The sequence below is a fragment of the Paraburkholderia nemoris genome (genome assembly GCF_905221015.1).
Taxonomy (GTDB): Bacteria; Pseudomonadota; Gammaproteobacteria; order Burkholderiales; family Burkholderiaceae; genus Paraburkholderia; species Paraburkholderia nemoris.
Genome location: NZ_CAJNBO010000003.1, coordinates 1 through 26,829 on the forward strand (window position 1 = coordinate 1; position 26,829 = coordinate 26,829).

29 protein-coding genes are annotated in these 26,829 nt (G+C 61.2%); 5 read left to right on the forward strand and 24 right to left on the reverse strand.

Annotated features, from left to right (window positions below):
• Positions 1-213: 213 nt before the first annotated feature.
• The 11 genes from KHO33_RS04730 to KHO33_RS04780 all read right to left on the reverse strand — a co-directional run bounded on the left by KHO33_RS04730 (position 214) and on the right by KHO33_RS04780 (position 14,194).
• The gene (locus tag KHO33_RS04730) at positions 214-1,725 is read right to left on the reverse strand and encodes a sensor domain-containing diguanylate cyclase (protein WP_200564587.1); all 1,512 of its coding nucleotides are present in this window, start codon (positions 1,723-1,725) and stop codon (positions 214-216) included.
• Between the two features lie 392 nt (positions 1,726-2,117).
• On the reverse strand, positions 2,118-3,761 hold the full coding sequence (locus tag KHO33_RS04735) for a methyl-accepting chemotaxis protein (RefSeq protein WP_054042049.1): 1,644 nt from the start codon (positions 3,759-3,761) through the stop codon (positions 2,118-2,120).
• Positions 3,762-3,875: 114 nt separating this feature from the next.
• Positions 3,876-4,046, reverse strand: a complete 171-nt coding sequence (locus KHO33_RS04740; RefSeq protein WP_172737880.1) for a hypothetical protein — start codon at positions 4,044-4,046, stop codon at positions 3,876-3,878.
• A 22-nt stretch (positions 4,047-4,068) separates the two neighbouring features.
• The gene (locus KHO33_RS04745; RefSeq protein ID WP_054042047.1) at positions 4,069-5,322 is read right to left on the reverse strand and encodes an arsenic transporter; all 1,254 of its coding nucleotides are present in this window, start codon (positions 5,320-5,322) and stop codon (positions 4,069-4,071) included.
• Entirely contained in the window at positions 5,319-6,554 is a 1,236-nt protein-coding gene (locus KHO33_RS04750) for an MFS transporter (RefSeq protein WP_200564586.1), read from the reverse strand. Before KHO33_RS04750 ends, KHO33_RS04745 begins: the two co-directional genes overlap by 4 nt.
• Positions 6,555-6,674: 120 nt before the next feature.
• Positions 6,675-7,235 carry a hypothetical protein gene (locus KHO33_RS04755; RefSeq protein ID WP_200564585.1) on the reverse strand — a complete coding sequence of 187 codons (561 nt, stop codon included), beginning with the start codon at positions 7,233-7,235 and terminating at the stop codon, positions 6,675-6,677.
• Positions 7,236-7,313: 78 nt separating this feature from the next.
• Positions 7,314-8,117: a hypothetical protein gene (locus tag KHO33_RS04760; protein ID WP_200564584.1), complete on the reverse strand. Its 804-nt coding sequence runs from the start codon at positions 8,115-8,117 to the stop codon at positions 7,314-7,316.
• Positions 8,118-8,276: 159 nt separating this feature from the next.
• Positions 8,277-9,656, reverse strand: a complete 1,380-nt coding sequence (locus KHO33_RS04765) for a sigma-54-dependent transcriptional regulator (RefSeq protein WP_200564583.1) — start codon at positions 9,654-9,656, stop codon at positions 8,277-8,279.
• On the reverse strand, positions 9,641-11,125 hold the full coding sequence (locus KHO33_RS04770; RefSeq protein WP_200564582.1) for a sensor histidine kinase: 1,485 nt from the start codon (positions 11,123-11,125) through the stop codon (positions 9,641-9,643). The genes KHO33_RS04765 and KHO33_RS04770 overlap by 16 nt, the downstream gene beginning before the upstream one ends.
• 585 nt (positions 11,126-11,710) lie before the next feature.
• Positions 11,711-13,039 (reverse strand): NAD(P)/FAD-dependent oxidoreductase, encoded by a 1,329-nt coding sequence (locus KHO33_RS04775; RefSeq protein ID WP_200564581.1) that lies wholly within the window; start codon positions 13,037-13,039, stop codon positions 11,711-11,713.
• A gap of 270 nt (positions 13,040-13,309) precedes the next feature.
• A complete protein-coding gene (locus KHO33_RS04780; protein WP_054037600.1) occupies positions 13,310-14,194 on the reverse strand; it encodes a LysR family transcriptional regulator in 885 nt (294 codons plus the stop codon).
• Between the two features lie 199 nt (positions 14,195-14,393).
• Between KHO33_RS04780 and KHO33_RS04785 the strand changes: the two genes are divergently transcribed.
• Positions 14,394-14,810 (forward strand): ester cyclase, encoded by a 417-nt coding sequence (locus KHO33_RS04785; protein ID WP_054037602.1) that lies wholly within the window; start codon positions 14,394-14,396, stop codon positions 14,808-14,810.
• 81 nt (positions 14,811-14,891) lie between these two features.
• Here KHO33_RS04785 and KHO33_RS04790 read toward each other — a convergent pair whose 3' ends face one another.
• Positions 14,892-15,734: an SDR family oxidoreductase gene (locus tag KHO33_RS04790; protein ID WP_200564580.1), complete on the reverse strand. Its 843-nt coding sequence runs from the start codon at positions 15,732-15,734 to the stop codon at positions 14,892-14,894.
• Positions 15,735-15,937: 203 nt separating this feature from the next.
• Between KHO33_RS04790 and KHO33_RS04795 the strand changes: the two genes are divergently transcribed.
• A complete protein-coding gene (locus KHO33_RS04795; protein ID WP_054037425.1) occupies positions 15,938-16,855 on the forward strand; it encodes an AraC family transcriptional regulator in 918 nt (305 codons plus the stop codon).
• A 196-nt stretch (positions 16,856-17,051) separates the two neighbouring features.
• Here KHO33_RS04795 and KHO33_RS04800 read toward each other — a convergent pair whose 3' ends face one another.
• The gene (locus KHO33_RS04800) at positions 17,052-17,384 is read right to left on the reverse strand and encodes a hypothetical protein (protein WP_054037427.1); all 333 of its coding nucleotides are present in this window, start codon (positions 17,382-17,384) and stop codon (positions 17,052-17,054) included.
• Between the two features lie 222 nt (positions 17,385-17,606).
• Here KHO33_RS04800 and KHO33_RS04805 point away from each other — a divergent pair, with 222 nt between their 5' ends.
• On the forward strand, positions 17,607-18,047 hold the full coding sequence (locus tag KHO33_RS04805; RefSeq protein ID WP_128576498.1) for a hypothetical protein: 441 nt from the start codon (positions 17,607-17,609) through the stop codon (positions 18,045-18,047).
• 255 nt (positions 18,048-18,302) lie between these two features.
• Here KHO33_RS04805 and KHO33_RS04810 read toward each other — a convergent pair whose 3' ends face one another.
• The 3 genes from KHO33_RS04810 to KHO33_RS04820 form a co-directional block, all read right to left on the reverse strand.
• The gene (locus KHO33_RS04810) at positions 18,303-18,632 is read right to left on the reverse strand and encodes a chaperone modulator CbpM (RefSeq protein ID WP_128576499.1); all 330 of its coding nucleotides are present in this window, start codon (positions 18,630-18,632) and stop codon (positions 18,303-18,305) included.
• Positions 18,629-19,570: a DnaJ C-terminal domain-containing protein gene (locus tag KHO33_RS04815; protein WP_200564579.1), complete on the reverse strand. Its 942-nt coding sequence runs from the start codon at positions 19,568-19,570 to the stop codon at positions 18,629-18,631. Before KHO33_RS04815 ends, KHO33_RS04810 begins: the two co-directional genes overlap by 4 nt.
• 135 nt (positions 19,571-19,705) lie before the next feature.
• Positions 19,706-20,695 (reverse strand): hypothetical protein, encoded by a 990-nt coding sequence (locus KHO33_RS04820; RefSeq protein WP_054037431.1) that lies wholly within the window; start codon positions 20,693-20,695, stop codon positions 19,706-19,708.
• A gap of 175 nt (positions 20,696-20,870) precedes the next feature.
• Between KHO33_RS04820 and KHO33_RS04825 the strand changes: the two genes are divergently transcribed.
• Positions 20,871-21,245, forward strand: coding sequence for a CorA family divalent cation transporter (locus KHO33_RS04825; protein ID WP_054037433.1), 375 nt, complete (start codon positions 20,871-20,873; stop codon positions 21,243-21,245).
• 237 nt (positions 21,246-21,482) lie between these two features.
• Here KHO33_RS04825 and KHO33_RS04830 read toward each other — a convergent pair whose 3' ends face one another.
• On the reverse strand, positions 21,483-21,908 hold the full coding sequence (locus KHO33_RS04830) for an Hsp20/alpha crystallin family protein (RefSeq protein ID WP_054037605.1): 426 nt from the start codon (positions 21,906-21,908) through the stop codon (positions 21,483-21,485).
• Here KHO33_RS04830 and KHO33_RS42005 point away from each other — a divergent pair.
• Entirely contained in the window at positions 21,858-22,100 is a 243-nt protein-coding gene (locus KHO33_RS42005; protein WP_234475184.1) for a hypothetical protein, read from the forward strand. The genes KHO33_RS04830 and KHO33_RS42005 overlap by 51 nt on opposite strands.
• 43 nt (positions 22,101-22,143) lie before the next feature.
• On the opposite strand, the gene KHO33_RS04835 is transcribed toward KHO33_RS42005, so the two are convergent.
• The 7 genes from KHO33_RS04835 to KHO33_RS04865 form a co-directional block, all read right to left on the reverse strand.
• Entirely contained in the window at positions 22,144-23,130 is a 987-nt protein-coding gene (locus KHO33_RS04835; protein ID WP_054037435.1) for a zinc-dependent alcohol dehydrogenase family protein, read from the reverse strand.
• Position 23,131: 1 nt separating this feature from the next.
• Entirely contained in the window at positions 23,132-23,359 is a 228-nt protein-coding gene (locus tag KHO33_RS04840; protein WP_054037437.1) for a DUF3562 domain-containing protein, read from the reverse strand.
• A 37-nt stretch (positions 23,360-23,396) separates the two neighbouring features.
• Positions 23,397-23,672: a DUF1488 family protein gene (locus KHO33_RS04845; RefSeq protein ID WP_200564592.1), complete on the reverse strand. Its 276-nt coding sequence runs from the start codon at positions 23,670-23,672 to the stop codon at positions 23,397-23,399.
• 632 nt (positions 23,673-24,304) lie between these two features.
• Positions 24,305-24,781 (reverse strand): universal stress protein, encoded by a 477-nt coding sequence (locus tag KHO33_RS04850; RefSeq protein ID WP_054037440.1) that lies wholly within the window; start codon positions 24,779-24,781, stop codon positions 24,305-24,307.
• Positions 24,782-24,925: 144 nt separating this feature from the next.
• A complete protein-coding gene (locus KHO33_RS04855; protein ID WP_054037441.1) occupies positions 24,926-25,615 on the reverse strand; it encodes a CBS domain-containing protein in 690 nt (229 codons plus the stop codon).
• A gap of 197 nt (positions 25,616-25,812) precedes the next feature.
• Complete coding sequence (locus KHO33_RS04860) at positions 25,813-26,049, reverse strand: hypothetical protein (RefSeq protein WP_054037443.1); 237 nt, start codon at positions 26,047-26,049, stop codon at positions 25,813-25,815.
• A gap of 74 nt (positions 26,050-26,123) precedes the next feature.
• Positions 26,124-26,774: a BON domain-containing protein gene (locus KHO33_RS04865; RefSeq protein ID WP_200564578.1), complete on the reverse strand. Its 651-nt coding sequence runs from the start codon at positions 26,772-26,774 to the stop codon at positions 26,124-26,126.
• Positions 26,775-26,829 lie beyond the last annotated feature (55 nt).

Here is a 26,829-nt window from a genome sequence, read left to right on the forward strand (position 1 = left end):
GGACGCTATAACTATGCGCAGATGGTATCGGTCCGAATCCTCACCGGATCTGGGCCGGTACCGTGGATCTCGTGGCATGTGTGCATAGTTGCGACCTGCGCATAGGGGTCGCTATGCAGAGATTTGCATAGCGACCCTAATCGGCCCGCCGGCCTTCTTCCTCGACTGGCCGCTGTGATGTCAGAACGAGACGGCCCCAGCCAAGGAGTGCATTCAAGTCTGCGGCTGAGTCGGTGCGACAATATCACCTGCCGAGACGACAGCGTTCCTTCCACTTCTTTTGGCCGCGTACAGCGCCATATCAGCTGAATTAGTCAATTCATCCAGTGACAAGGGACGTGAGCGTCGACCGGTCGCGCATCCAATACTCACTGTGAAGGGCGAAATTCTCGCAGAAGCCAAAGTCTGTCGCCCGTGCTCGACTTCACGACGTATTGCTTCAGCAATCTGAACCGCGCCCGCTTCATCCGTGTCGGGTAACACCACAACAAATTCTTCCCCACCATATCGTGCCGCGACATCGCCACGACGACGCGCGTGACGATTGATACACTCCGCGAGATGCTGTAGTGCTATGTCGCCCTGAGCATGGCCGTGGCTGTCATTGTATTTCTTGAAGTTATCCGCATCGACGAACAACACCGACAGGTAACCATCATGGCGCTGAAGTCTGGCCCACTCGTTTTCGAGCACTTCGTCGAGGGCACGGCGGTTCTTGAGCCCTGTCAACGCGTCGGTTTGCGTCAGCTCTGTAAGCAGCACCTGAGTCTTTACCTGGTCCCGCAGTGCAAACGCAAGCAACCAGACCGCTGCACAGAACGCGAAGCTAACGGACAATGCGGAAATCCCGACTATCCATGACAACTGCTTCCAGGAGGCCAGTACGTCGCTTTCCGCCGGCGCGACGACGGCGATGAGTGGCGTGCCGGGAATGCGCTGGAATGTATACAGACGAAGTACGCCGTCCGAGATCGATCGGGCAGCATAGAACCCGGAATCATGATTCACCATACGCGGAAACACTGGAGATGTACCCACATTGACCTGCCCAGCCCGGCTGCTTGGGGGATTTCTGGCCACCAGCGTGCCGTCCGTCCGTACGATCGCAGTGATACCCTTTGGCCCCACGTCCAGTTTTGCAAGGAGTTGCCTGAAATACTCGACGTCAATAGCGACAATCGCTACCCCGCCGAATGACCCGTCGGGCCGGGTCATCCTTCTCGAGATCGCGATTGACTGCGCGCCTGGCCGCGACCGCGCCCGGTACACTGATGACACATAGAGCCCGACATTCGCCGACTGGCGATGAACTATGAAATAGTCCCGATCGCTGAAATCCCATGTATGGGAGCTGGAACAGCAGCCGTCGACAAGACGACCCTGATCGTCCGTGACTCCCATCCCGGTGACGTACATAGCCGCGGTGCGGTCAAACAGCAATTCGTGACGCAGGTCAGGATTCATGCTTTGGACCACAGGCTTGTCCAGCGCCGAAATCAAGGCGAGAAGGGAATTATTTGACGTTTCAATCGTCCTCGCGATATTGCTGACCAATACGGCCGTGACGTTTCTGGACGTTTCATGGGCATGTTCGACGGCGGCCTCACGGGAGGCCAGAAGCGTGATCAGACTGATCGCCAACACGCCCAATGACATCAGACTTCCGAGCACGCCGACGATCAAAGGATGGCGGCCAGCGAGAACAGCCAGTTTTCCGGTGGTCATGGAAAGAGACACGGTAACGCTTTAATGGGTGCACCCGGTCCTAACAACGTTATCGCGCAGTCGCAGCGGTAGAGTCGGGTTGGGGTAAACGGATTCAGCGGCGAAGGATTGCCAAGGTTTCGCGGATAGCCGATGACCCGGTTAACGGCAGCATCCAAAAAAAATGGACCCTCGGGTCCATTCGATGGGCAAGTTTACCGCTGCTGTGAGCCGCGAGACGCTATCCACTCCGCTCTCTGACCGCTAACGGGCGCAACTCAGTTGAGCCACGAAACGGCATAGCCGGCCTCGTTTGGCCGAAGAAAGGCGGGGTAGTTTGGCGCCTCGCGCGGTCCTCCGGCCAAGGCACGTCACGAACTCCAGCTCGCAGAGCATGGCCAGAAACTTTGACCTTACGCCGAAAGAAAACGTGTCATTTGACGATTGGCGGAGGATGCCCGTCCATCTAGTACCAGCGAAGCGGAACTGGCATCCAGACGAAAGAACGAAATAGCCTGATTAAGTTGCCGCCCCTGGTCTTCGAGCGACTTGGATGCGGCCGCCGCTTCCTCCACCAGCGCAGCGTTCTGCTGCGTGACCTCGTCCATCTGCGTGATCGACTGGTTGACCTGTTCAATGCCCCTGCTTTGCTCCGTCGACGCGGCGGCGATTTCGCCCATGATGTCGGTCACCCGCGCGACGGCCTGCGTGACCTCCGACATCGTCTTTCCCGCCTGATTCGCGAGCAACGATCCATCGTGGATTTTCTGGACGGACGCGTTGATCAGATCCTTGATTTCCTTCGCCGCGCTCGACGACCGCTGCGCAAGGCTGCGCACCTCGCTTGCAACCACCGCGAACCCGCGGCCCTGCTCCCCTGCCCGCGCCGCTTCCACCGCCGCGTTCAGCGCCAGGATATTGGTCTGGAACGCGATTCCTTCAATAATTCCCGTGATCTCCGCGATCTTGGTCGAACTCGTGCTGATCTCGCCCATCGTACCGACGACCTGACTCACTACCTCGTTGCCCTTTAGCGCCACTTCGGACGCGTTGGCGGAGAGCGAGCTTGCCTGCTGAGCGTTCTCCGCGTTCTGCTTCACTGTCGAAGTCAGCTCTTCCATGCTTGACGCGGTTTCCTGCAGCGACGCGGCCTGCTGTTCGGTGCGGGACGAAAGATCGACGTTGCCCGAAGCAATCTGGCTTGAGCCGGTCGCGATACTGTCTGCGGCGGTACGCACCTGACCGATCAGGCTGACGAGACTTGCCTGCATTTCACCCATCGACGCGAGCACGCTCCCTCCCGGCGCATTCTTCGCGCCTGCGACGGGACTCAGATCGCCAGCGGCTACGCGCCGTGTGACCTCACCGAGGGCCACCGGCTCGGCACCGAGTGCACGCAGCAATCCTCGCGTGATGACCATGCCCGCCACGACTGCCAACGCAACAGCGGCGAGACAGATCAGCATCAGCAAATTCCGCTGCGTTGCATAATTTTCCTCGGACTGTCGAACGAGTTCCTCTTCACGGCCGCGCGTGTATTGTGCGTAGTCGTCCGTTGCCTTGACCAGGGCGGCGAGCAGCGGCCGACAATCGTCGTCAATTTTCTTCACCGCCTCGTCGCGCTTGCCTCCAACGGCGAGAGCGACGATTGCTTCGGCGACAGGTGCATAAACGGCCTCAATCCGGCTGATTTCGCCCACAAGGCTGCGGGTCTTTTCCGTCGCGTCGGTCGCGGACGAAACCATCTGGGTAAGTTTCGCGATGTTCGACTGGACATCCATCTGGGCTTGCGCTTCAGCGGCCTTTTCCATTTCGAAATCGCCTTGCGTGGTCACGAGCGCCATGTTGCGTGCGGCAATCGCACGTCGGTCAACTGCGGTTCGAATCTGCTCAGCCATAGTGGCGCGGGCATTGACGCCCGACACGAAATTTGCGAATCGGTCGTTGGCATCGTTCAGTGACTTCAGCGAAATGCCTGACACGATAAGGACAGTGGCGGCTAGCACGCCAAAGGTCCCCGTGAGTCTTGCCTTAACTGACAGATTGCTGAGATTCATATTTCAACTCCAGTTGCCAATCGGTGGTGCACAAAAAAAGAAATTCGACGCGTGGAGTAGACCAGAAGACGTGCGGGCTCCGAATGCAAAAGCTTCACGTGCATGCATCTGGCATTACGGCGCCCTGTCGCATTGCTGGAGGGGCACAAACACTGCGCGACTGAACGCAAAGGTTTGCGCGCAATTGAATTTATATATGGCTAGATCAATGCCATTGGTCAGGGGATTGTTGGTGCTGAACAGGCTGGCCATGTCGGGCAATGGATAGATCCACGCGCTGTTCATCACGCTCCTCCTTCAGGTTCTCTCAATGTCCGGTCAAAAGCCGTGCGGCCATCGCCAGCACGAGCGCAGGCAGCATCACGAACATGCCGATCCTGCAAAACTGCATGAAGCTCACCTCTTCGCCTTCGCGGCGGATCGAAAGCAGCCACAGAATAGTCGCGAGCGAGCCGGTGATCGACAGGTTCGGGCCGAGGTCCACGCCGATCAGCATGGCGTCGATGACCCGCTCGGGGCTATGCGCCTGCAATGCGGTCGCGCTGGCGATCAGCCCTGCCGGAAGGTTGTTGATCGCGTTGCTGCCCAGCGCGACGATGAGCCCCGATGTCGCGGCCGCAGCCAGTTGACTCTGCTGCGTCGCCTGCGCGAGCAGCCGCGACAGTTGAGCGATGACGCCCGTGTGCGCGAGCGTCTCCACCAGCACGAAGAGTCCCGCCACGAGCGGCAGCACGCTCCATGAGATGCCGCTAATCAGTTCCACCGGCGACTTGCGTTCCTTGACGAGCACCACCAGTGTCGTGAGGATGCCGAGCACGGCGGTCGGCAGGCCGAGCTGCAAATCGAGGGCGGAGACGACAAGCAACGCGATCGCCGTCACGCCGATGCCCGCCAGCGCCACCTTGCCGTTCGCGCTGAGCGTGTCCACCGGCAGACCGGAGGCGCACTCCCCTTGCAGATCCCGACGTTGCGTCCAGCGCAGCATGAAGAACGTCACGACGATCGACAGCACCGACGGCACGGCGAAGCGCGCCAACCACAAGTCCAGTGCCGGCGCGTGATTCGCGTAAAGCACGAGATTGGCGGGATTCGAGATTGGCAGGACGAAACTCGCCGCATTGGCGATGAACGCGCACACGAACAACAAAGGCAACGGCTTCGTATTCGCCTTTTTCGCGACGGCGAACACGGCGGGTGTCAGCACGACGGCAGCGGCATCGTTCGACAGAAACGTCGTCACCACGACGCCGACCAGGTACATCAGCAGAAAGAGCCTGCGCGGCGAGCCCTTCGCGTGGTTCACGGCAAGCACTGCGATCCAGTCGAACAGTCCTTCACGGCGACCCAGTTCCGACAGCAGCATCATGCCGATGAGGAACAGATAGACGTCGGTGCCTTTTGCAACTGCCTGCAGCGCGAGGCTGACAGGAAGCAGCCCGAGCGCGACGAGCAGCACCGCGCCTGTCACTGCCCAAATCGCTTCCGGCCATCGGAAGGGACGCAAGATAACGCCAGCGGTAGCGGCAAACGCGATACCCCAGGAGAGGAAAGTCGGATTCATGTAACGAGCGGATTCTGGTTGGCGAGATCGTTGTGAATGCCACAGGCCTTTTTCAGAGAGGTGCCGAACAGCAGCCACAGCGCAAGCGAGCCCATCGACACGGCGCCCAGCACGAGAAAGGCCGCCGCATAGCCGAAGTGCTGCGCGAGGACACCGCCGAGTGCAGGACTCAGCGCCGCACCTACACCCTGCACGGTCATCACCACGCCCTGTCCGACGTTGACACGCCCGGTGCCCTGCAGGAGCCGCACGATGAGCGCTGGAACGGCCACGCTTTGCAGCCCCGCGCCAATGCCATCGAGCGCCTGCACAGGCCATACCCCCCAAGCCGAGATGAAGAGCGCCGCGACCAGCCCGCGCAGCGGCAGCGCAAGAAAGGTGATGAGGATCACACCCCAGTACCCGACGCGCTGGATCAACCGGTTCGCGAAGCACGCCGCAAAGACCATCACCAGTTGTGCGACCACGATCGTCTGCGCGGTGAACGCGCTCGGGTCGCCCTTATGCGCGGCGACAACTGCGAGGCCGTAGAGCGGCAGCATCGCGGCATTACCGAGGTGAAACATCGCGAGTGCGGCGGACAACAGCAACAGCGGGCGGCACGTCAGCAGCACACGAAAGCCGCTCGCCTGTTCGTGCTCCTGCGTGGAAGGGGCGGCGGCCAGACCCCGTGCGCGGTCGTGATCGATGGAATCAGGTCGGATCAGCAACGTCGAGACAACCGACAACGCGCCGAAGACGCCCGCGAGGGCGAACACCGCGCCGAAACCATAGCGCCAGCCAAGCCAGCCCGACAGCGCCGCGCCAACCACGTTGCCCGCGTGATTGGCCACCTGGTTGCGGCCAAACTGCCGGTCGAAGCCGCGCTCGTGGACAATGCCGAGCGTCACGCCCGCCACGGCCGGCCCGAGCGCGGCGCCTGTCATCGCCGTGAGGATCTGCGACGCCGCGACCATCCAGTACGTATGTGCGACCCATAGCACGAGCGAGGCGAGCGTCGTCATCACACCTGCCGCGACAATCAAGCCGCGCTTGTGACGGGTTGCATCGACGAGCGCGCCGGACGGCGAAGTCGCGAGCATGCCCGCTATGCCACCGAGCGTCATCACCGTGCCGATCGCGTCGGGGTGCCAGCCCTGCGCCTGCAGAAAGACGCCAAGAAACGGCCCGATGCCTGCCTGGACATCGGCCATGAAGAAGTTAAGCCCTTCGAGCGCGTATTGAGGATTCATCGATCGAAAACCGTTTGCAGGCGATCGATGCTCCGATAGCCGTCGTCGGACGAAGCGTGCAGATCCCCGAAGTGCACCCAGCTCAACATGTCGCTTTCTCCCTGTACGGCCGGGCCTGCTTCAGGCGGCGGTTTCTGCGTCGATGAGTTCGGCGATCTCGTCCACTTCAACGGTTCGCCCGTGCCGGTTCCTGATGCCGTGTCCCCAGGCATGGACATGCGCCCCAGGCGCCAGGTACGACGCCAGCTCGGCGGCGGCATGCGGTGGCATGCGCAACGACGTGCCATCGTCCAGCAGCGCACCGCGCAACTCGCCCTTCGGACCGAACAGTGACAGCAGCACTTCGCCGCTCGCCTCCATGGGGCTGCGCTCAGCGTCAGGGTGATGATGTTTCTCGCCGTCGCGATGCGGGCCTTCGTCGAGAATGACCTTGCCTGTCTTCGACGTGAGCGAGACGGCTGCGATCATGTCTGCGCCGCGCGGCTTGACGCCACGTACGCGCACCGCGTCGCCCACCGCCACGAGCCGCGCGACCTGGCGCGACAGGTGGGGCGGGAAATGGACTTGCTGCAACTGACGCGCGCCCAGCACGAAGCCATCCAGTTCGCCGTGCGGATTCAAAAGAAAACGCGTTACCGTGCCGCGCGTTTCGGGAAGACTGTCGGGATCGATCCAATGCATGGTCATGGTCCTTTTTTTCGATGACGGTTGAACGGGTGAATGTCAGGTGCGGTTATCAGGTGCGGTTATCGGGCGCGCTCAAGGGGTCGGTGGCGCGCGATCGTAGAGCCGGGTCAGATTGCCGGGCGATCCGAATGCCGTCGCCTGCAGTGCCGTGCCGTACTGGGTGCGCGTACCGTAGCCTTGCGCCGAGACCTTCGCGCCGGTTCGCACGAGCGTCGGAAACTGCTGGGCGATCGGCGGCGTCAGCCGGATCACGGTGCCGTCGGCCAGGATCACGCCGTCCGGCTCTCCGCGTGGCGCGGTCGTAACGTGCGCCACCTGGCCCTCCACGCTGAGACGCGACAGCGCGGCGCCGCGTAGCTCAAGCGGCAGTGGCTGGGTACCCGGTAGTGGCGGCTGATCTTCCAGTTGCTGGCCGCTGCGCGTGTCGGTGATGCGCTGCGCCGCGAGCGCGCCGCCAGCATTGCGCCTCCCACTCACCTGCACGTTGTCGCCCGGACGAACCATCGACGTAAGCTGCGGGCCCATGTGCGGCGGGACATGCACGAGCACGCCGTCGCTCGTCAGCAAGCCGTCGACGTCGCCATCCGGATTGGTGAGAAAACGCGCGACGGTGCCCTGCGCGGTCGTGATATCTCCGGCATCGGTGAGCAGCGCCGGGCCGCCGACCGGCGGCGGGGGCGCCATGGCAGCGACGCCGGATGGAGGCACGGGTCGTGTCGCGCCGGTCGCGATCGGTGGCGGCGAAGGTGCGGTTGGTGGCTCAGGTTGAGTCTGGGCGGCACATCCAGTGCTCGCCGCCATGAGCGCCGCGAGGCTCATCGCGCTCAAGACGCGCGTAGCGATGCTGCTAAGCGGGTAATTCGGAATCGCTTGCATGGTCCACTCCTTCGTAAGACGAGGAGCTTTTTGCAAGGCCTATGCCATCGGCCAGAAATCCCGTGCGGCCGGGTAGCAACGCAACGAATCAGGGCCGCAGTGTCCATTAACCGGACAGGTACCGTCCGGTTAATGGACACCTTGGTCCCCTTCGAACGGTCAGGAGTCGGACAGGCCGAGATTCGCCAGACGCGTGTAGAGCGACTGGCGGCTGATGCCGAGCCTGCGTGCCGCTTCGGCGCGATTGCCATCAGCGAGCGCAAGCGCCCGGACGATGAGGGCGCGTTCGAGTTGTGCGAGAGCGTCGTTCAGCGGAAGGTCGATGAGGCCTGCGGGAATCGCATAAGCGTCGTTCGCGGCCGGATCGAACAGGAAAGCGAAATCTTCGCGGGTCAGCAGCGCGGCAGGCGCAAGCGCGCTCGCGCGTTCGATGGCGTTGGCGAGTTCCCGCACATTGCCGGGCCAGCTGAAGCCGACGAGCAGGCGCTGGGCGTCCGCGGAGAGATGTTTGCGCGCCGCTTTGGAGGGACCCGCGACGGCTGCGAGGAAATGCTCCGCCAGCGGCAGAATGTCGGCTACGCGCTCGCGTAAAGGCGGCATGTGCAACGGAATCACGCTGAGCCGATACGATAGATCCTGCCGGAACGTGCCCGCTGCGACCATCGCCGGCAGGTCGCGATGCGTCGCGGCCACCACGCGTACATCGACAGCAAGCGGCCGGTTGGTTCCGAGCGGCGTGATCTGCCGCTCTTGCAGCACGCGCAGCAGCTTCGCCTGCATCGCGAGCGGCATGTCGCCGATCTCGTCGAGAAAGAGTGTGCCGCCATGCGCTTCTTCGAAGCGACCGCGCCGGTCCGCATGTGCACCGGTGAAGGCACCCCTGGCGTGGCCGAAGAGTTCGCTCTCGAGCAGGTCTTCCGGGATCGCCGCACAGTTCACGGCGACGAACGGTCCGCCCGCACGCGCCGACGCACGATGCAGCACGCTCGCCGCCACTTCCTTGCCGGTGCCCGTCTCACCGGTAATCAACACCGTCGAGTTGGTGCCGGCCGCGCGGCCGAGGCGCTTCTGTACGTCGCGCATGGCTTCGCTGATGCCGAGCAACTGCGGTTCGCGCGAGGGCGTTTCGTCCGCGAATCTGTGGATCGCCTGCGGAGCGGGCGTATTGACGCGGGTTGCGAGAATGCGCGCGAGGAGCGCGGCGATCTCGTCGCGGCCAACCGGTTTGGTCAGATGCTCGAAGGCGCCGAGCCGCATCGCGCCGATCGTGTTGTCGCTCGTCGCGTACGCGGTCAGCATCACGACCGGCACGTCCTGCAGGCCAGCCGTCCCACGCAGCGTTTCGAGCACGGAAAGGCCGTCCGCGCCCGGCAGCCGGAAGTCGAGAAAGATGCAGTCGGGCGACGCCTCCTCGCGCAGACGTTCGATCGCTTCTTCGCCCGAACGCGCCTCGAGCGGCGTGTATCCAAGGTCCTGGATGGTTTCTGCGAGGCCGTCACGGAAGGCGTCGTCGTCGTCGATGATCAGGATGGTCGCCATGGCATATCGATTACAAAACAGGTCAATTCCGGATTGTCCTCGAGCCACGCGCGGCCGCCATGCGCCGATGCGATCTCGCGCACGACAGCGAGGCCCAGACCCGACCCGTCGGGCCGGCCTGTGACGAACGGCTCGAAGATGCGTTCGCGCTCGGCGGCACTCACGCCCGGGCCATCGTCGATCACTTCGAGACGGAGCCGCTCGCCGTCATCCTCCGACATGGCACGCGCCCTGACCGTGACGTGTCCGCCCGACGGTGCGTGACGCAGCGCGTTGACGATCAGGTTATCGAGCGCGCGCGCCAGTTGCGCCGAATCGAAGACCGGCTGCGTCGTGCAGGACTCAGCTTCGGCCTGCAAGCTTACGTGCCGGCTTTCCGCCCGCGATTCGTGCGTACGAACCAGTCCGGCAAGCCACGCGCGCAGATCGACTTCCTGCGCGCGGACGGTGACGGGCTGGGTAAGCGCGAGCAGGCTCGACAACTGGGACTCGATGCGCCCCACCTGCTCGATGATGATCTTCAGCGCGGATTCGCGCCGGGCGGCGTCGCCGGCCAGCGCGTTTTCCGCCTTGAGCCGCATGGCGCCCACCGGATTGCGGATTTCGTGGGCGATCTGTGCGGCCATCTTCCCAAGCGCGCCGAAACGTTCCGCCTGCGCGAGTTTCGCGCTCAACTCGTTCGCCTCGCGTTGCAGGTGCTCTGCGCGTTCGACATAACGATTCAGCGCGTCGACGATATGGTCCAGATCGCGCTCGCCAAGTCGATCGATCCGCCTGCCCTGCTCGAGTCGACCGTCTGGCGCAAGCGCCTGTTCGAGCCGCGTGAGGTTGCGCTTCCAGCGTCGGAGCGCCATCGCGAGCAGCAGCGCCAGGGCCACGATGATCGCGAGCACGCCCGCGAGGAAAGTCGCGGCCTTCTCCCCATACGGCCCAAGCGGCGCCCGCGCGCGCGTGAGCATCCAGACGAGCAGGCCGGCATGACGCGGAACTGGACAGGCGACGGCGACTACCGCATCGGCGCCGCCAGAGACGACGTCGGCGCGCATCTGGCCGGTGCTGACCACGTTTCGCAGCGTGCGAAGAATGAGCGGTGTCTCAGCCTCGGGTATATCGCGTTTGAGACCGCTACCTTCGTAGGTGGGAAACGCGTAGGCGAGAAAGCCGCTCGGTGCACCAGGCGCGGGTGCGGAAGTCCAGAACCCGCCTTCAATACCTTCCGTGCGGACCAGGACGAGATCGAGCACGGCGTGCATGAGATCGACATTCGTTTCGCCCGGCCGCTGCACCGACATGTCGTAGCGCGACGCGACCGCCGCGCAGGCCGTGACGGCCTGCTGCTTCGCATCGGCGATGCGCTCCCCGAGCGCCGACGACAGCATCACCCACACGGTTGCGGTCAGCAGGCAGCACAGTACGGCGATAAGGATCCACAGCGCGTAAAGCTGGGTGGAAAACGACGGTCTCGGCATGAGGAGTCTGCAAGGGAACTGGGGCGGGACTTCGGGTGCAAAATTCATGCCTGCGCATAGTGACGAGCGACGGTACTCCCGACGCCGTGATCATGGAAGGTAACGAAATTAGACTCTTCCGTGGATTACGCTTCGGTCAATGGATTGTTCGAGCGTTTTGCGAGGGCACAATGACATCAAACTTCGAGCCAACGGTCATGCCGGGTGGGGAGTCGGCCGGACTATTCGATTCCGCATGCAATCGGCTTCGTGAGATAACGAAGGCGCGCTGCGTAGCCGTGATAGTGATCGATGGGGAGTTGGGATCGGGGTATTCGGTTATGGGCCCGCTCGAGGCGCAGGTTCTCTTGCCGGATATCTTGCAGAAGATGGCAGATACCTTGCGCGGACAGCTCTCGAAAAATCTACAGTAACTCGCCTGTCGCCACGCCACACGGATCACGTGCCAGTTGCCTATCACGAATGAAGCTGCGGCCGTTCAGTTGAAGGCCGCGATGGTCGCTTGATGGCCCCTTACTGCCTCATGCAAACAGCATGGACTGCCTGAATCTCACACCGCCGCGATAGCCCGCCCGCGGCCTCGACTCACATCATTTCGGGGCTGCTCAGTTTTGTTCCGTCGGCAAAGCGCGCCAGTCTGTAGGGTTTAATGTCGAACTGCGGCGCCTCGTCCATTACCAGCCGGCTCACGAGAACGCCTGCGCCTGGCCCTAGTCCAAAGCCGTGTCCGCTGAAGCCGGACGCGATCACGAGACCGGGTTTCGCATTAACCTTCGAGATGACGGGAACGAGGTCCGGCGTCGTGTCGATCGCGCCCGCCCATGCGTGAGCGATCCGCAACCCCGACAGTTCGGGAAACACGCTGGCCACGTTTTGCAGGGCACGTTCGAGCCATTCGGTATCAGGCCGGGGATCCAGCACCCGCGTTTCTTCGAACGGCGAGACGTCATCGTCGCGCCAGGTTGCGCTTGCCTCCGGTCCGTGGAAGAAGCTGGCACCGACGCGAATCTTCAGTTTTTTCTTCAGTTTGCTGCGGAACATGGTGCGGAACTTCACCGAATGCCGCAGGTTTTGCGGCGCGAGTTCCACGCGTCCGTAGCCGGGAACAGCGATGGTGTAGCCGCCGTCCAACCGCCTCCTCAGCGCGAAGTTAGGCCCGGAGAAACAGCCTTCGATGACCCCCGGCGCCTCAGCGGTTCGCAACGCCGTTCCCATCACGTTGATGGCGGGCAGATCGATGCCGTGATGCTGGCAGAACAACGCGCTCCAGGCGCCTCCCGCGAGAACGACGGTGTCGGCTGCGAGCCGGCCGCGCTCCGTCCAGATGCCAGAGACACGCCCAGCACTCGTGTCGAGACTTCGTACCGCGCAGTTCTGATACACCATCGCGCCGAGACCTTGCGCGCCGCGAGCAATCGCAGGCGCGGCTTTCGACGGCTCGGCGCGGCCGTCTGTGACAGACCACAGCCCTCCAGCCCACTTCGCGCGTCCGGACGGAATGCGCGCTGCCAGTTCGCGCGCACTGAGGATCTCGCTGTTAAAGCCGACTTCCCGGGCGCGGGCAAGCCACGATTCCCACTGCGCGATGTCCGATTGATGCTCCGTGCCGTACAGGATGCCCGCCTTACGAAACCCAATGTCCTCGCCCAGTTCTTCGCTTAGTTCGCTCCAGCGCTTGAGGCTCTGCATCGCGAGCGGCAACTCATGGAGGTCGCGGTTCTGCTGACGTACCCAGCCCCAATTGCGCCCCGACTGCTCGCAGCCGATGACGCCCTTTTCGAGCAGCGCCACCTGGACGCCGCGTCGCGCCAGTTCATACGCGGTGCTGACACCAATAATGCCACCGCCAATTACCGCGACATCGCATCGCTCGGGGAAACCTTCGCTATCCGTGACTTCGTCGATCCTTAGCATTTCATAGCCGTTGGTTGCCGCTTCTTGGTACGTTACTGCAGTCAAGACTGTCGGAAATGCGCACCTGAAGCGCGATTTCGCCATCCGCAGATAGTGACTACGATTTTGGTATGTTCCACCGCTTCGCTGATAGGACGATCCTGTTGCATCCGAAAGGGATACAACGATGATCCACCAGGCGCTGAGGCAAATCTTGAATTGTTATGCTGCAGACTTTTGCCGAGACCAGGTTTCTGCTTAGCCGACTCATTCTCACGCTCTTGCACTTCGCTAAGCTCCGAAGTGCTCCCGCGAAAAATCCAGAAAGCTCCTCAACTTGGGCGTCACGCGGCGATCACGCGCATATAGAACATGTAATGGCCGCGAAGGCGCCTGGTAGTCCGGAAGCACCACAACCAGACTGCCCCGATCGAGTTCGCCCTTCACCAGTTCCACGGGTTGAAGCATGACCCCGACGCCCGCCACGGCGGCCGCCAGCAGCACCTCACCATGGTCTCCCATGAACCGCCCCGAGACCTGCACAGCGACGCGGCCGTCAGGGCCATCAAACGTCCACTCCGATCGTAGTTCCGTATGCGCAAAGCCAAGACACTCATGGTGCTCGAGATCAGCGGGAACTGTTATGCGCGGGTTTGCCGCAAGATACGACGGCGCGGCGCAGAGCACTAACCGGTATGGAGCCAGTGGCTGAGCAATCAGGCCGCTATCACCCAGTTCGCCGATCCTGAACACGGCGTCATAACCCTCGTCAATCAGATCGACCGCTCGATTCGACAGAGTCACGTCAACTGCGACCTGCGGAAACGCCTTAAGGTACTCCGGCAACTTTGGCGCCAAGGTGTGTATGCCGAAGCTAACTGGAGCATTTACCTTCAGTCGGCCAGTCGGCACTGAACGGGTCTCGGCCACCAGGCTTTCGGCCGCTTCGACCTCCGCGAGGATGATCTTGGCGCGTTCGTAATAGGCCCGGCCGATATCTGTCGGGCTTTGCCGACGCGTCGTTCTGTTCAGCAGACGCACGCCGAGACTCTGTTCAAGTACCTGGACGTGTTTTCCGACCAGTTGTGGCGACATCTGAAGCGCATCCCCAGCCGCCGAGAACGAACCCAACTCGACTGCTTTCGTGAAAACGCTCATACCCGTGAGGCGATCCATTCGAAACATCCTGTTGTGAATGTCCAAAGATATCACGCATTTATCTCAATGGATTTGCAGTCTAGACTTGTTGCAGTTGTCGTAAGCGGGCTGAACCCGGCACGTACGCGACCTACCGCAACCTGCTCCGCCTCTCGTTTGGCGGCGCAAGCAGACGACGCCGTTGCGGGCGACCACGCTCACTCACAAGGTTCAAATCATGTCCGCCGAATCGAACAAACTGTTTATGTCCCGCTTTGTTGAATTCATCAATACAGCTAACGAAGTGCTTGCCGAAGAGCTTGTTGATGCCAATGCAATCTTCCACGCCCCCGTCAGCCCGGATCCTTTCATTGGACCGCAGGGGTACATGAAAATCCTCGGCATGATGCGCTCTGGTTTCCCCGACATTCAATGGACGCTCGAAGAAATGGTCGCGGAAAACGACACGGTTGCCGCACGTTTCATCATGCGCGGTACTCACCAAGCCACCTTCTTTGGCGTGCCCGCAAGCGGAAAGAAGATCCAGGTTCAGGCGGTGAACTTCTACCGCTTTTCCAACGGAAAAATTGTCGAAGAGCGCGGGCAACCTGACCTAATGGCCCTCTTGCAGCAAATCGGTGCGGTTCCAGCCTGAGCGGAAGATAATCGCGGCCGGCCCCCTGGCCGGATGCATCAAAGGCCAGGGTGTCGAACCCTTGTCCGGCGGCGCCCGTCTTTATTCTGGGGCGTATGAAAGGGATGAAGACAGTTCGCGGTGGGCATTCGACTGAGCGAGCAAGGTGTTCGCCTTGGATTCAAAAGCTTCAACTGCATCCACGCCGGCGGCGAAGCGAGCGGGCGGCTCTTCCTGTGCCGTCAATTCCACTAGCGCGGCGGCAAGTTTGGCCGGATCGCCACCCTGCTTGCCGTTCATGCCTTTCCACGCAGTCACGGTCTCCTGAGTGCGGGACGCATAGTCATCAATGGAGAGTTCGGCGTAGGTCGTTGAGTCTGCGCTGAGAAGATCTGTTCGAAAAAAACCTGGTTCTACCAGCATGGTGCGAATGCCAAAGGGAGCAATTTCCTGGGCAAGCGACTCCATCCATCCTTCGACGCCAAACTTTGCAGCGGCATAGGCACTGCAAAAAACACCAGCAGTAATGCCTGCCGTCGATGAGATTGTGACTAACAGGCCAGAGCGCTGCTTGCGCATCACCGGCAATACTGCCCGGGCAACATTCATCGGGCCGAACAGAAGCGTTTCGAGCTGGCTACGCACCTGGGTGGGGCTAAGCTCCTCGAAGAAGCCCGCATAGAAGTTCCCCGCGTTGTTGACCAGCACGTCAACGCGACCAAACCTCTGCACGGTAGTTTCGACGGCGGCCTCGGCATCCGCGGGGCTGGTCACGTCCAACTGAACGACCAGAAGACTATCGTGATCGCCGATGGCGTTCCTGACCTTTTCAGGATCGCGGCCGGTCGCCACAACATCGTGGCCAGCCGCCAAGGCTGCCTTGGCGATATCCACGCCCATGCCGCGGCCGGCGCCGGTAATCAGCCACACTTTCTTGCTATTCATCAGCGGGTCCTTTGTGTTTTTGATGCCCCAAAATTCGAGCATCGGATATGAATCAACTGGCTTTAGTGTCGCGCGATTGGCACCGGGGCGGTTGCCGAAAGCGACGAACTTCTTGCCTAAATTGACGAGGCGCGCTCAAAGCCACGCGAATGGTCTTCAGCCGGTGTAAAGTGTTTTCGCCGTCCTGGCATTAGAGATTGCGCATGAAATACCGGGTTTCCGAGCCAATGAGTACGACTACCACATGCACGCACGGCCTCGCGCGAGCCATCGCCCGCTTTGCCCAGTCTGACGGCGACTACGCCACAGCCATACCAGCCCTTTCCCTTCACCGCCGGAAGGGGCCAACCGAGCCGTTGCACTGCATCTTTAGCCTCGGACTGGGCGTCGTTGCCCAGGGCCAGAAGCAGGCGTTGGTAGGAAAAGAAGTGGTGAACTACGGGCCCGGCCAATCGATGCTGGCAAGCATCGACCTGCCTGTGATCTCGCACGTCACGCGCGCGAGTATTGAAGAACCGATGCTGGGCCTGATGCTGACACTAGACAGCGGTGACATCGTGAAGACAGCTGCGGAAATGCAGTTGCCAGCTCCGCCTCGAACGCCTGCCTTCACGCCCATCACGATCGAAACCCTTGACGATGCCTTGATCGGCGTCCTGATCCGGCTGATCGAATTGCTGGACCAACCGGCACTGGCTCCGCAATTGGCGCCGCTCTTTCAGCAGGAAATCATCGTGCGGCTTCTCGCTGGCCCGCACAGTCCGCAGTTACAGCACCTTGCGGCCAACGGATCGCCGAGCCAACAAATCGCCAGGGCCGTGACATGGCTCAAGCAGAATTTCTCGAAGGGACTCCAGGTGGATGACCTGGCCGCGCACGCGCACATGAGTCCTTCGACGTTCCGTCAGCATTTCCGCAACATCACCGGAACAAGTCCTCTGCAATACCAGAAGCAGTTGCGCCTGCAGGAAGCGCGGCAGTTGATGCTCAACCTTGGCATCGACGCGGGTAGTGCCGCGATCCAGGTCGGCTACGAGAGCGCCTCGCAGTTCAGTCGCGAGTACAGCCGTCTGTTCGGCGCGCCTCCGCAGCAAGACGTGAGGCGACTGCGGCTGTCGTGATGCGCGCGTTCACGACCGGCAGGAAGCGTGTTGTCAATCGAGACCGAGGGAGATCGAGTCGCCGATGCGGTTTGCATGAGGCAGTGCGCGACCCATGAACAGACCGTCGCGACGGGAATGTGAACGTCGGCTGCGGGCTCTCGATAGGCATTGGGGACAGGCCTATGAGCGTTCGCGATGACTTGCCGCTCGACAACTACCGCGTATCAGTCGAGCGGTAATGCTGGCCCGCGACCCACCAGAACAGCATACCGGCGACCGCGCCCGCCGGTATGAGGAACCGCCCAACGGTCAATAGACCGTGCAGCCAGGTCGAATCCGTCTCGTCTGGTGCATCGGTATACCAGTGAAACGAATTGAAAAATTCAACGTAAGCTAGAACTGCCAACGTTCCAACGGCAACTCCCGCCAGCAAATAAAAAAGCCAGTTGCAGATCTTGAACGTTCGTGCAGCCCAAGCAGGAGCGGCACAGGGAAGCGCAGTCACTGCGACAGCGGACATCCACGATACGACGAACAGAAGACTCATTCGCAGGTTGGTTGCGTATTCGAAATCAACGTACCTCCTCCTAATGGTGAGCTTTTCCGAGAGCCATCGTGAGCCACGATCTGGCTGATGGTTCGGCACTTCAGCGTGAAAACACTCCCGGAGACTGCATATCAAACTCCGCAGCAGAATATGAAAGGCATCGACGAACCGATTTGCTGCTTCATACCAGCGGGATGAGCAGGAAGCTGTGCCGATACCTTAATGCCAGTCATCCGCCTTTCGACATCAAAGCGCGCGAACGCCACTGCCTTGATGGAGATCAACGGCGGTGCGGACATGGTGTCCATGAGGTCAGCGCCCGTCGACCGCAACGATTTCCGACTGACAGTGCCGTGCAACTGCGGCCGACGCCGCGGCGATAAAATCGACGGTGCGGTAGCGCTCAACTACACGGAATTTCTGGAGGTACCAGCTATGGAATGGACAGACACACGACCCGTAGCACCGGGATACTACTGGGTGCGATTTACAGACGACCGGTCGCCGAAGCAAACAATCGGAGAGATCGCAGACGTGCCCGGGAACGGTTCACGGCAGTTAGTCGTGGTCCTTCTGGGTGACGATGAAATATTGGAGCTGGACGACCCGTTCTTCGACCGAGCACTGTTTGCTGGACCGATGGATCCGCCGTCGATGGAATGACCGCGGTAGCCGGACGTGTGGCCACTCGCCCCGCAGAGCTTCAGGTCTTTTTGTCATTCGCGCCACAAGGCGAAGACGTCTCTCGAGCGTGAGCGGCTATCCACTACTGCGGTCTTGCAGGCCAATCTCCCGCTGCCTTCTGCCGCAGAGGAGCCCTCGCCCTTCTCCGCGGAGGCTGCATGCAATCCAGCGCTAACGGAATCACAGTAGATCGCCTGACGGGGCGGTGCAGCAGTGCATCAGGCGCACGCCCGCCTAGCTTCCACGGGGGCGCTTCACAGGCGAGCGCAGTGCGTCGATCTCGTCGAGCAGATCGAGGACTAGCGCGACTCCGGGAGGGTTGATCTGAAAGTCGTGCGCCAGCCGCTGCGCTGTCCGCACGCGGCGCAGCGCTGCGCCGCTGAAGCGCCACTCGTGCGGCTGCTCGCCCCTTGGCTCAAACACGCCTTCAGACACCCAGAGCGTCAATTCCTCCGCCGACGCTCCGCTCACCCGGCTCAATTCAACCAGAGTGAACTCGACGTTCTCATCGACAAGCTCCCCTTGCAAATAGGTCGTCGTACTCGTCTCTTTCACGATGATCACCGATAGAAGTTCGCGCGAGGATTGAAGTTGAACGCCCGCCGCATCGCATCGTAGGCAGCCTTCGCCGTGTCGCTATTCGCCGGCGGCAGCACGATGTTCAGAATCACATACAGATCACCTGGCGGGTCGCCTGGAATGCCCTTGCCTTTGAGCCGCAAGCGCCTGCCGCCGGCAGAATCCGCCGGCACCGTCATCTCGACCGAACCGTCAGGCGTCGGCACGGTAACCTGCGCGCCGAGGCCGGCTTCCCACGGTGCCACCGGCAACTCGAGCGAGACGTCGCGCCCGTCCACGCGAAAGCGCGGGTGTTCCCGAAAAGCGATTTCCAGGTAGAGGTCCCCGGCAGTTCCGGGAGTGGCGCCTGCGGCTCCCTGCCCGCTCAGCCGCAGATGCTGGCCCGCGCGAATCCCCTTGGGAATGGATACATTAAGCGTACGTGCTTCTAGCGAAACATGGCCTTGCTCATCGATCACCGGCATTTGCAGCGAAATCGAGCGCTGGGCGCCGCGATAGGCGTCTTCGAGATCGATCAGTACCTTCGCGTGATGGTCTTCGCCGCGCGAATTGAAAGGCTGCTGTCGCGGATGCGCGCCACGCGCGCCGCCGAACATCTTCTCGAAGAGATCGTGGAGATCGGCTTGCTCGCCGGTCTCGCTGCCCGCGCCGCGGAATTCGAAGCCCTCGTCCCAGTTCGGCGGCGGCTGGAAGTCCTGGCCGTTGCGCCATTCGCTGCCCATGCGGTCGTAGGCTGCGCGCTTCTCCGGATCCTTCAGCACCTCATAGGCTTCGCCGAGTTCCTTGAAGCGATCTTCGGCGTCGGTGTGCTTGCTGAGGTCCGGGTGGTACTTGCGTGCGAGCTTCCGATACGAACGTTTGACGTCCTCCTGAGACGCGCTGCGCTCGAGACCCAAGGTCTCGTAATAGTCTTTGTATTTCATACAGGCGGCACACCCATGAGGAACGGATACGGCAATGCGAATCCATCGTGTGGCGGTCAAGGATTGACTTTATACCAATCCGGATAGGCCGGCAAAATTGCACGTTCGGTATGCGGAATGGAGCTCGACGCGCGCTCAAGGCGGCGTGTCGCCGGTCACGGCAACGCTGACGCCAAACGCTTTATCGAATGCGCGCATGAAGTCGCTCAGGCGATCATGCGGAAGCCGGCCGATGCCGGCCGCGCCGACCCGGCCGCTGCCGCTTGCGAACCGTCTGCATAACTCATCCGCGCCGCAGGGATTGGCGAGCGGCGCACGCACGCTCACCGTATAGTCGCCATCAACATCCACGGTGAGGACGGCATGGGCACGATCAGGTGACATTCTCGCCAGAAAATTGCCGAAAGTGCCCCGCACCCTTCGAGCCCATCCCTCCTTGGGCAACACGTAAATTGACCCACCCGGGAAGACTGCACTGGGAAGCAATCCCAGCGCCAGTTCCATGTCGTGCCACCGTGCAGCGCACAGCGCTTGCGCAATCGGCTCGTTCGCCGCGAACTGGAATGGGTCGGCATAAGCGCGTAGCGTTTCGTAAAGTCTCGCCGGATGAATGCGGAGGTCCGCCTCACTGTCTCCATAGGCGTTGTAGTTAAGCGACTCTCCCAGTTCACGCAATTGCTCGATCTGGCCAGGTTGGAGCCCGCGGCTCCCGGCAAGCGTTTGCGCCGCATGCGCGAGATTGTCGCCGTAGGCGCCAACGATAGCCCAGAGACGGTGTTGTCCTTCCAGATAACGGTCCACGAGCATGCTTGTGCAGATGTCGGGCGCCGTCTCGATGTACGTGCGCAGGTCAGAATGTTCGGGAATCGCGCCGGCAAAGTGATGATCGAAGTATTCAATCTTGACTCCGCGCTCAAGCAAAGCAAGCAACGCGGCCCGATTGGTATCCAGAGAAATGTCCAGTACCGTCACCGAACTGTCCCGCCTGACAGGAACGCGACTGAGCAGCGCCACGTCGCGCTTGACACCCGTTATCAGCAAGGATTGCAATGGCTTCGCGAGGCGCAGTTGGTGCAGAGCGCAAATTCCATCGGCGTCGCCATTGAACACATCGTAATGCTTCATACACTTTCACCAGATCTGGTTTCAGGAATCGTTTCACGCACGATAGTCCGCAGAAGGTCCTGGCTCTTGACCCATGTCAATCACTAACCTCTGCGCGAGCCTAGTCTGGCCATAGTCAATCCCGATCATAGCCAGCCTGCCTTCCCACCCCGAACACCGATGCCCTACTTTTTCAATGCCGATTTGCCCGTGCCCGTGCGCAATCATCTTCCCGAGCACGCGCAAAGCGGAAGGCGCCCAATCGCTCAGACAGTCCGCCGAAGCATTTTCCCTGACGGTGCTTGATATGGCCGGACTTCAGGAGCGCATTAAGTTGCTCGAAGAGGAAATCGCCGACCGGGTCGCTGAGCACACGAACCGCAGCGTGCTGATTCTCACCGCCGTTACGGTTATCGCGCTGCCGGTCAACCTGATCTCCGGTTTGCTGGGTATGAACATAGGTGGCTTGCCGTTGAAATACGACAGCCATGGATTCTGGATTGTCGCTCTTATCGCGCTGCTGTTGACTAGCGTGGCCGCCTGGCTGATTTTCCGCCCACGAAGTGACTGATGCACATCAACTCGCGAACTGCAAAGAAGCGGACGTGGCTCATTTTGCGCGCATAGACGCCATGCCCCGGCGCGATCGCGCAGAACGTCGGATTGCCGGGCGGGCAGCACGCTTGAGATCGAGAGGCTGCCCGGCAGCCTTTGGAATAAGCAACCCAAGGTCCGCGGAATGGCCTTCAATAAGCCAGGGTGCGTCGCCCTACGCGCACCCGGCCCCGTATAGCCAGCTGATATCGAGCTAGCTGATCTCCAGCCGCTTCTGTGACGAAGCCGCCTTCTTCGGCAAGGTCAGCGACAGCACGCCGTCCTGATACTGCGCCGCCGCCGTCGCTTCATCAACATCGCTCGCCAGCGAGAACGACCGGCTGATTGCGCCCGAATACCGCTCGCGTCGCAGGACCCGCTCGCCTTCCTTCAATTCCTTGTCGCGCTCCACCTTCGCGCTAATCGATACAGTGTTGCCGTCGATCTTCACGTCGATGTCCTTTTTATCGACGCCCGGCAGTTCTGCTTTGACCATGTACGCCGTGTCGTTTTCCGTCACATCGAGCTTCATGTCCGCCAGCGGTGCGTCATCGCCCGTTGCGATGCCGCGCAGGGGGCGGAACAAACCATGAAACAGATCCGGTACCGCTTCTATCGAGTACGGCTCATAACGCGTCAAGCCGACGAAGCCGCTTTGACGGTTGCTTTCGATACGGACGTGCCGCTTGGCGCGTTTCAGCGCGCGACGTACTGGAAACCGTTGTTGATCCGCCTGCACCCGGAGACTCCGGTAGAGCACGCTGTTCGCAGCGATACGACCCATTGGCAGACGAGCGGCTGGGACGCGGTTGGTTACCAGAGCGCCGCGTGATCGACAGGCAAGCGCTTGCATAAATTCGTGCCTGGCGATCCCGTTAGCGGATTGCCAGCACCGCAGCCCCCGTCAGCTTCCCCTCGCGCAGATCGGCGAGCGCCTGGTTGGCCTCACCCAGCGGATAACGCGTCGTTTCTATGTCGAGCGGAATCTCGGCGGCCAGCCGCATAAACACAAGCCCGTCTTCCCGCGTGAGATTCGCCACCGACACCACGCGACGCTCGCCCCATAGAAAGTCATAGGGAAAAGACGGGATGTCGCTCATGTGAATTCCGCCGCACACCACAATGCCGCCTTTCGCCACTGCCTTCAGGGCGATCGGCACGAGCGCGCCGACTGGAGCGAATAGCAGCGCGGCGTCGAGTTCGTCCGGCGCCGCTTCGTTGCTGCTGCCGGCCCACGTCGCGCCGAGCCGCAGCGCGAGCTGTTGAGCCGCCACGTCGCCGTCACGCGTGAAGGCATAAACTGTGCGCCCCTGATGAAGCGCGACCTGGGCGACGATATGCGCGGCTGCACCAAAGCCGTAGATGCCGATCCGTTGCGCGTCGCCTGCCATGGCCAGAGTCCGATAGCCGATGAGTCCCGCGCACAGCAGCGGCGCCGCTTCCACGTCCGAATATCGGTCAGGCAGATGAAAGCAGTAACGGCTGTCTGCAAGCGTGAGCTCGGCGTAACCGCCATCGATCGTATACCCGGTAAATCCCGGTTCATCGCACAGATTCTCGCGACCGGAGAGACAGTAACGGCAGTGGCCGCAGGTATGGCCTACCCATGGCACGCCGACCCGTTCCCCCACACTGAAGCCGCTTACTCCCGGCCCCACTGCCGCAACAGTGCCGACGATTTCATGCCCCGGGATCACCGGCCGCTTTGGATGGGGCAGTTCGTGGTCAATCAAATGCAGGTCGGTACGGCAAATACCGCATGCGTGGACATCGATCAGCAACTGGCCCGCAGCCGGCACAGGATCAGGAAGCAGCATGTCGCGCAGTGGCCCTCCGGTGTCATCGAATACCATTGCGCGCATCTCACCCCTCCCTTGCGTGATGGTTGGCGTTGGCACGGTTGTGGGAGGCGGTCTGACTCACTTTGTCGGTTACGCACTTGATCGCAATCACCTGAATATAGTCGCGAACACGCGCACCGGCCGACAGACGACTGATTTCATCGCCTACCATACGTGCCAGATCGTCTTCGCTCAGTGCCGTCCCTTGTGCGATCTCAAGCAGCGGAACCAACAGTTTATCGCGAGGCATGACGGAACTCCCGGTGGGAAAAGATACGGCGCGCAGATCACTCGCAGAAACGGAAATAGCCGCTATGCAACAGGACCGGCTTGCCGCCGAGTTCACCCAGCATCCGCTGCGCGGCGTGTTCGATCGCACCCCGATGGGTCTCGAACGCACCGATCAGGTCGTCTTCGCGCAGCGATGCAGCGCTGAAATGATCTTCCAGCGCTTCAGCCGTGATCGCGCACCGGATCCGTTCACCATTGATCATGGCAGGGAACACCAGAACGGGATCCGGCCCGCCATACTGCGGGCGCTCCTGAGGAAAAGTGATGTGCATCATGTCATACCTCGGTTCGTATGCGGCCCTACGCTCACCTGCCCGGCAAGGCCGAGCGACTGCGCAATGGAGGTGTTCCTACATTGCTGGCAAAGCTAGCAAAAACCGACTGCGGTGCCGCAAAATGGTCCCGGTCATTTATCGCTAGTCAGCGGACCCTATGACCGACTAAAGGGCCGCCCACCTGCGTATATCGTGGAAACCAGTCTATGCGCAGGTTCGCCGCCGGAATTGACCAAGGTCAACCGCGCCCGGTGTTAATTGCACCGGTTGGTAGTTAGCGCGGATGACCCTCTAGCTCAAGAGCACCAATAGCGCCTCTCGTGAAGATGTGACCTATCGATCCAACGGCGCAACCTGCAACCGCAGATCGTCTGCATCCCGGATCGTCACGTATCCGCCAAGTCGCCTCGGCGGCTTGAATCCGATCGACTTTCGGTCTCCATTGCTCAAGCCTTGCAGGCTACTTTGCCAGTGATCTCTACGCTAGACGGCGCGTTTTCCTCTGCGAAGACCGAACACAGTCCAGCGCCAGTGGAACCGCTGCGCGCCGCCTAGATTCTGAGAATGTCACCATCGCGCGCGCGTCGGCAACCGAACACCAAGGGCAGTGACGGTGCGGTGACGGCGGCTCACAGGCCGGAAGGTATCTCGTCCAGATCCTGTGGGCGCCTGACCAGAAGCACCGGAACTTCTGCGCGCCGCAAGAACGCTTCCGCAACGCTGCCCAGCAACGATCGCGCTATCCCATGCCGGCCTTGCGTGCCCATCACCATCAGGCCGGCACCCTGGCGTTGCACGCAACGCGCGAGGCAGTGAGGGATATCGTCCGCTGCATCCTTGGTCTCCTCAATCTCGGTGTCACCGGGCACGCCACGCTCAGCCATAGCGCGGCGCGCCTCCTCGAGGGCAATGCGGCCGTCTTCACGTAGCACTTTACGAAGCTCGTCCGGATCGAAATAGCCCGCGTACGGCGACATGCACCACGGATGGACGACATAAACCGCGTGAAGCCGCGCTTGCGTGAGCTGAGCAAATTCGAGCGCTTCGTACAGCGCCCATCTGGATGAGTCGCTGCCATCCAGAGCCACGACAATCTTCTGATACATGACCTGGTCCTCATAGACGTTGAAGGAAGCCCCCTCGACGTCTCGACACGGCCAACGTGATCCTGCAATACAGGATCTTATGCCCTGAGAATCGCACGCCTCGATCACCAGGCTGCCGGATCGAGACCCTTCGTGCCAGACCTTTTATATTCCCGGCATCACCGGATAAGGCTCCGTATGGTCTTCCACCCGCTTCACGCCGGGAATGCTCTCTGCCGCAACGCGAACGGCCTCGACTGCCTCCATCGAGTGAAAGATGCCCCACAGGTGCACAACGCCGTCGTTCACGACAATGTTGCGTCCGGCGAAGGCCCATTTGTGGCCGGCCAGCTCGCCCATCAGCGTCGCACGGATATCCGCATCCGAGAGGACCTCGTCCGCCATCGGCTCTTCGGGAATACTGGCCAATGCCTGAACCAGATTGGCACGACTCACGATACCGACAAGCTGACCCGCCCTGGTCACGGGAACCCGCTTGATATGCCGTTTTTCCAGAATGCCGGCCACTTCGCCCAGAGGCGTGTCTTCGCTCACAGAAACGACTTCGACAGTCATCACGTCTCTAACTTTCGGCGCATGCGTCTTGATGTAGTCCCTGGCGTCATCAGTCGACGAAAAAAGCTCAAGCCACGACGAACGCTGATGTGCGTCGGTGCCGAGTTCTACCCGGCGCAGCAGATCGCCTTCGCTGATCATGCCTGCGACGTGCCCTTCCGCATCTATAACGGGCGCGCCGCTGATTCGTTTATCGACAAAAATTCTGGCAACTTCGCGCACGGTCATGTCAGGCATGACGGATATCACGTTGCTGGTCATTACATCGGATGCACGCATGGCTAGTCTCCTGAACGGTCTCATTCCTGATTTCCCGGCGAGGCCAGATCGTCGCTACACTGCGCTGGCAGGTAGTGCAGTCGCTTGCCATATCGTAGGCGCGAGGCGCCGTGACATTCGACAGGCGATCTGGCTTCGTGTGTATTCAGGTTATGCGCGGAAGCGGTCCTGCCATTTGACTTGGATCATTCTCGCGGCTAAACCGATAGCGTCTTCGACATCTTGAGCTGCACCCAGACCATGCCTTCGCGCAACCCGGCGAGCACCGCGTCACACTCGGACGGGAAAATACTGCTGTGTGTGAACTCGTGTTTGAAAACGCCCTCAGGCGTATTGTGGCTAAGCTGGATCACGCAGTCGAAGCCGCCTTCTGCCCGATGCGCGACCGCCGACACCGACCAATCGCTGTCGCAGACGTTACCCGAAAGTGCCATGAGTCACTCCTGTTTGCTCGGCCGCGCGAAGCCCAAGCCGCCCTAACGAGGCGCGCCTGGCCCCTCGCGGCAAGTTAGCCAACCGTCAGATCGTCGACGACCGCATGCACGCCCGGCGCCGACCATGCCGCCCCGCGCACGGCCGACCGCTCGGCGAGGGAATCGACCTTACCCGTCAGCGTTACCGTGCCTTCATGTACCTTGATAGCGATGTGTTTTGCCTCGCGTTCGGCATGACGCTGGAGCGCCTCGCTAATCTGCTTGCCGATATCCTGCGCGGCGGCGTCACCGCCGATACGCATCATGTTCGACACGCCCGTCACACCGCGCATGTACGAAACGGTCCGCGTGGCGACATGGCTGTGATAGGCACAATCCACCTCGCCGCTCAAAGTCACCCAGCCCTTCTCCACCTGAACCTTGACAACGTCTTCATACAGACCGACGGTCCAGCGCAAAATGGTACGAACGGCATTGGCGATGTCCTCATCGGTCCGTACGTCCGCATGCTGCAAGCGGATGTCCATCTCTACCACGACCGCTTTCACGCCGGCCACCCGTTGTGCAGCCTTTTCCGCCGCGAGTTTCTCAGCGTAGCTGGTTGGGTGCCCGGACAGCGTCACCACACGGTCACGCACTTCAACGCCGATATCCGTTATATCAACTGCCGGATCCCAGACGAGTTCGTCTTCGACCTGCCGTTTCAATTCCGTGTCCGACTTCATTGCCTGCTCCTTGATAGGTTGCAACGGCTTGTAAAAATACGGAGCACCTCTGCGT

Bases quoted from the DNA above. Each gene is read 5' to 3' on its own strand.
- KHO33_RS04730 (WP_200564587.1), bottom strand. From the start codon at position 1,725: ATGACCACCGGAAAACTGGCTGTTCTCGCTGGCCGCCATCCTTTGATC.
- KHO33_RS04735 (WP_054042049.1), bottom strand. From the start codon at position 3,761: ATGAATCTCAGCAATCTGTCAGTTAAGGCAAGACTCACGGGGACCTTT.
- KHO33_RS04740 (WP_172737880.1), bottom strand. From the start codon at position 4,046: ATGAACAGCGCGTGGATCTATCCATTGCCCGACATGGCCAGCCTGTTC.
- KHO33_RS04745 (WP_054042047.1), bottom strand. From the start codon at position 5,322: ATGAATCCGACTTTCCTCTCCTGGGGTATCGCGTTTGCCGCTACCGCT.
- KHO33_RS04750 (WP_200564586.1), bottom strand. From the start codon at position 6,554: ATGAATCCTCAATACGCGCTCGAAGGGCTTAACTTCTTCATGGCCGAT.
- KHO33_RS04755 (WP_200564585.1), bottom strand. From the start codon at position 7,235: ATGCATTGGATCGATCCCGACAGTCTTCCCGAAACGCGCGGCACGGTA.
- KHO33_RS04760 (WP_200564584.1), bottom strand. From the start codon at position 8,117: ATGCAAGCGATTCCGAATTACCCGCTTAGCAGCATCGCTACGCGCGTC.
- KHO33_RS04765 (WP_200564583.1), bottom strand. From the start codon at position 9,656: ATGGCGACCATCCTGATCATCGACGACGACGACGCCTTCCGTGACGGC.
- KHO33_RS04770 (WP_200564582.1), bottom strand. From the start codon at position 11,125: ATGCCGAGACCGTCGTTTTCCACCCAGCTTTACGCGCTGTGGATCCTT.
- KHO33_RS04775 (WP_200564581.1), bottom strand. From the start codon at position 13,039: ATGCTAAGGATCGACGAAGTCACGGATAGCGAAGGTTTCCCCGAGCGA.
- KHO33_RS04780 (WP_054037600.1), bottom strand. From the start codon at position 14,194: ATGGATCGCCTCACGGGTATGAGCGTTTTCACGAAAGCAGTCGAGTTG.
- KHO33_RS04785 (WP_054037602.1), top strand. From the start codon at position 14,394: ATGTCCGCCGAATCGAACAAACTGTTTATGTCCCGCTTTGTTGAATTC.
- KHO33_RS04790 (WP_200564580.1), bottom strand. From the start codon at position 15,734: ATGAATAGCAAGAAAGTGTGGCTGATTACCGGCGCCGGCCGCGGCATG.
- KHO33_RS04795 (WP_054037425.1), top strand. From the start codon at position 15,938: ATGAAATACCGGGTTTCCGAGCCAATGAGTACGACTACCACATGCACG.
- KHO33_RS04800 (WP_054037427.1), bottom strand. From the start codon at position 17,384: ATGAGTCTTCTGTTCGTCGTATCGTGGATGTCCGCTGTCGCAGTGACT.
- KHO33_RS04805 (WP_128576498.1), top strand. From the start codon at position 17,607: ATGCCAGTCATCCGCCTTTCGACATCAAAGCGCGCGAACGCCACTGCC.
- KHO33_RS04815 (WP_200564579.1), bottom strand. From the start codon at position 19,570: ATGAAATACAAAGACTATTACGAGACCTTGGGTCTCGAGCGCAGCGCG.
- KHO33_RS04820 (WP_054037431.1), bottom strand. From the start codon at position 20,695: ATGAAGCATTACGATGTGTTCAATGGCGACGCCGATGGAATTTGCGCT.
- KHO33_RS04825 (WP_054037433.1), top strand. From the start codon at position 20,871: ATGCCGATTTGCCCGTGCCCGTGCGCAATCATCTTCCCGAGCACGCGC.
- KHO33_RS42005 (WP_234475184.1), top strand. From the start codon at position 21,858: ATGAAACAGATCCGGTACCGCTTCTATCGAGTACGGCTCATAACGCGT.
- KHO33_RS04835 (WP_054037435.1), bottom strand. From the start codon at position 23,130: ATGCGCGCAATGGTATTCGATGACACCGGAGGGCCACTGCGCGACATG.
- KHO33_RS04840 (WP_054037437.1), bottom strand. From the start codon at position 23,359: ATGCCTCGCGATAAACTGTTGGTTCCGCTGCTTGAGATCGCACAAGGG.
- KHO33_RS04845 (WP_200564592.1), bottom strand. From the start codon at position 23,672: ATGCACATCACTTTTCCTCAGGAGCGCCCGCAGTATGGCGGGCCGGAT.
- KHO33_RS04850 (WP_054037440.1), bottom strand. From the start codon at position 24,781: ATGTATCAGAAGATTGTCGTGGCTCTGGATGGCAGCGACTCATCCAGA.
- KHO33_RS04855 (WP_054037441.1), bottom strand. From the start codon at position 25,615: ATGCGTGCATCCGATGTAATGACCAGCAACGTGATATCCGTCATGCCT.
- KHO33_RS04860 (WP_054037443.1), bottom strand. From the start codon at position 26,049: ATGGCACTTTCGGGTAACGTCTGCGACAGCGATTGGTCGGTGTCGGCG.
- KHO33_RS04865 (WP_200564578.1), bottom strand. From the start codon at position 26,774: ATGAAGTCGGACACGGAATTGAAACGGCAGGTCGAAGACGAACTCGTC.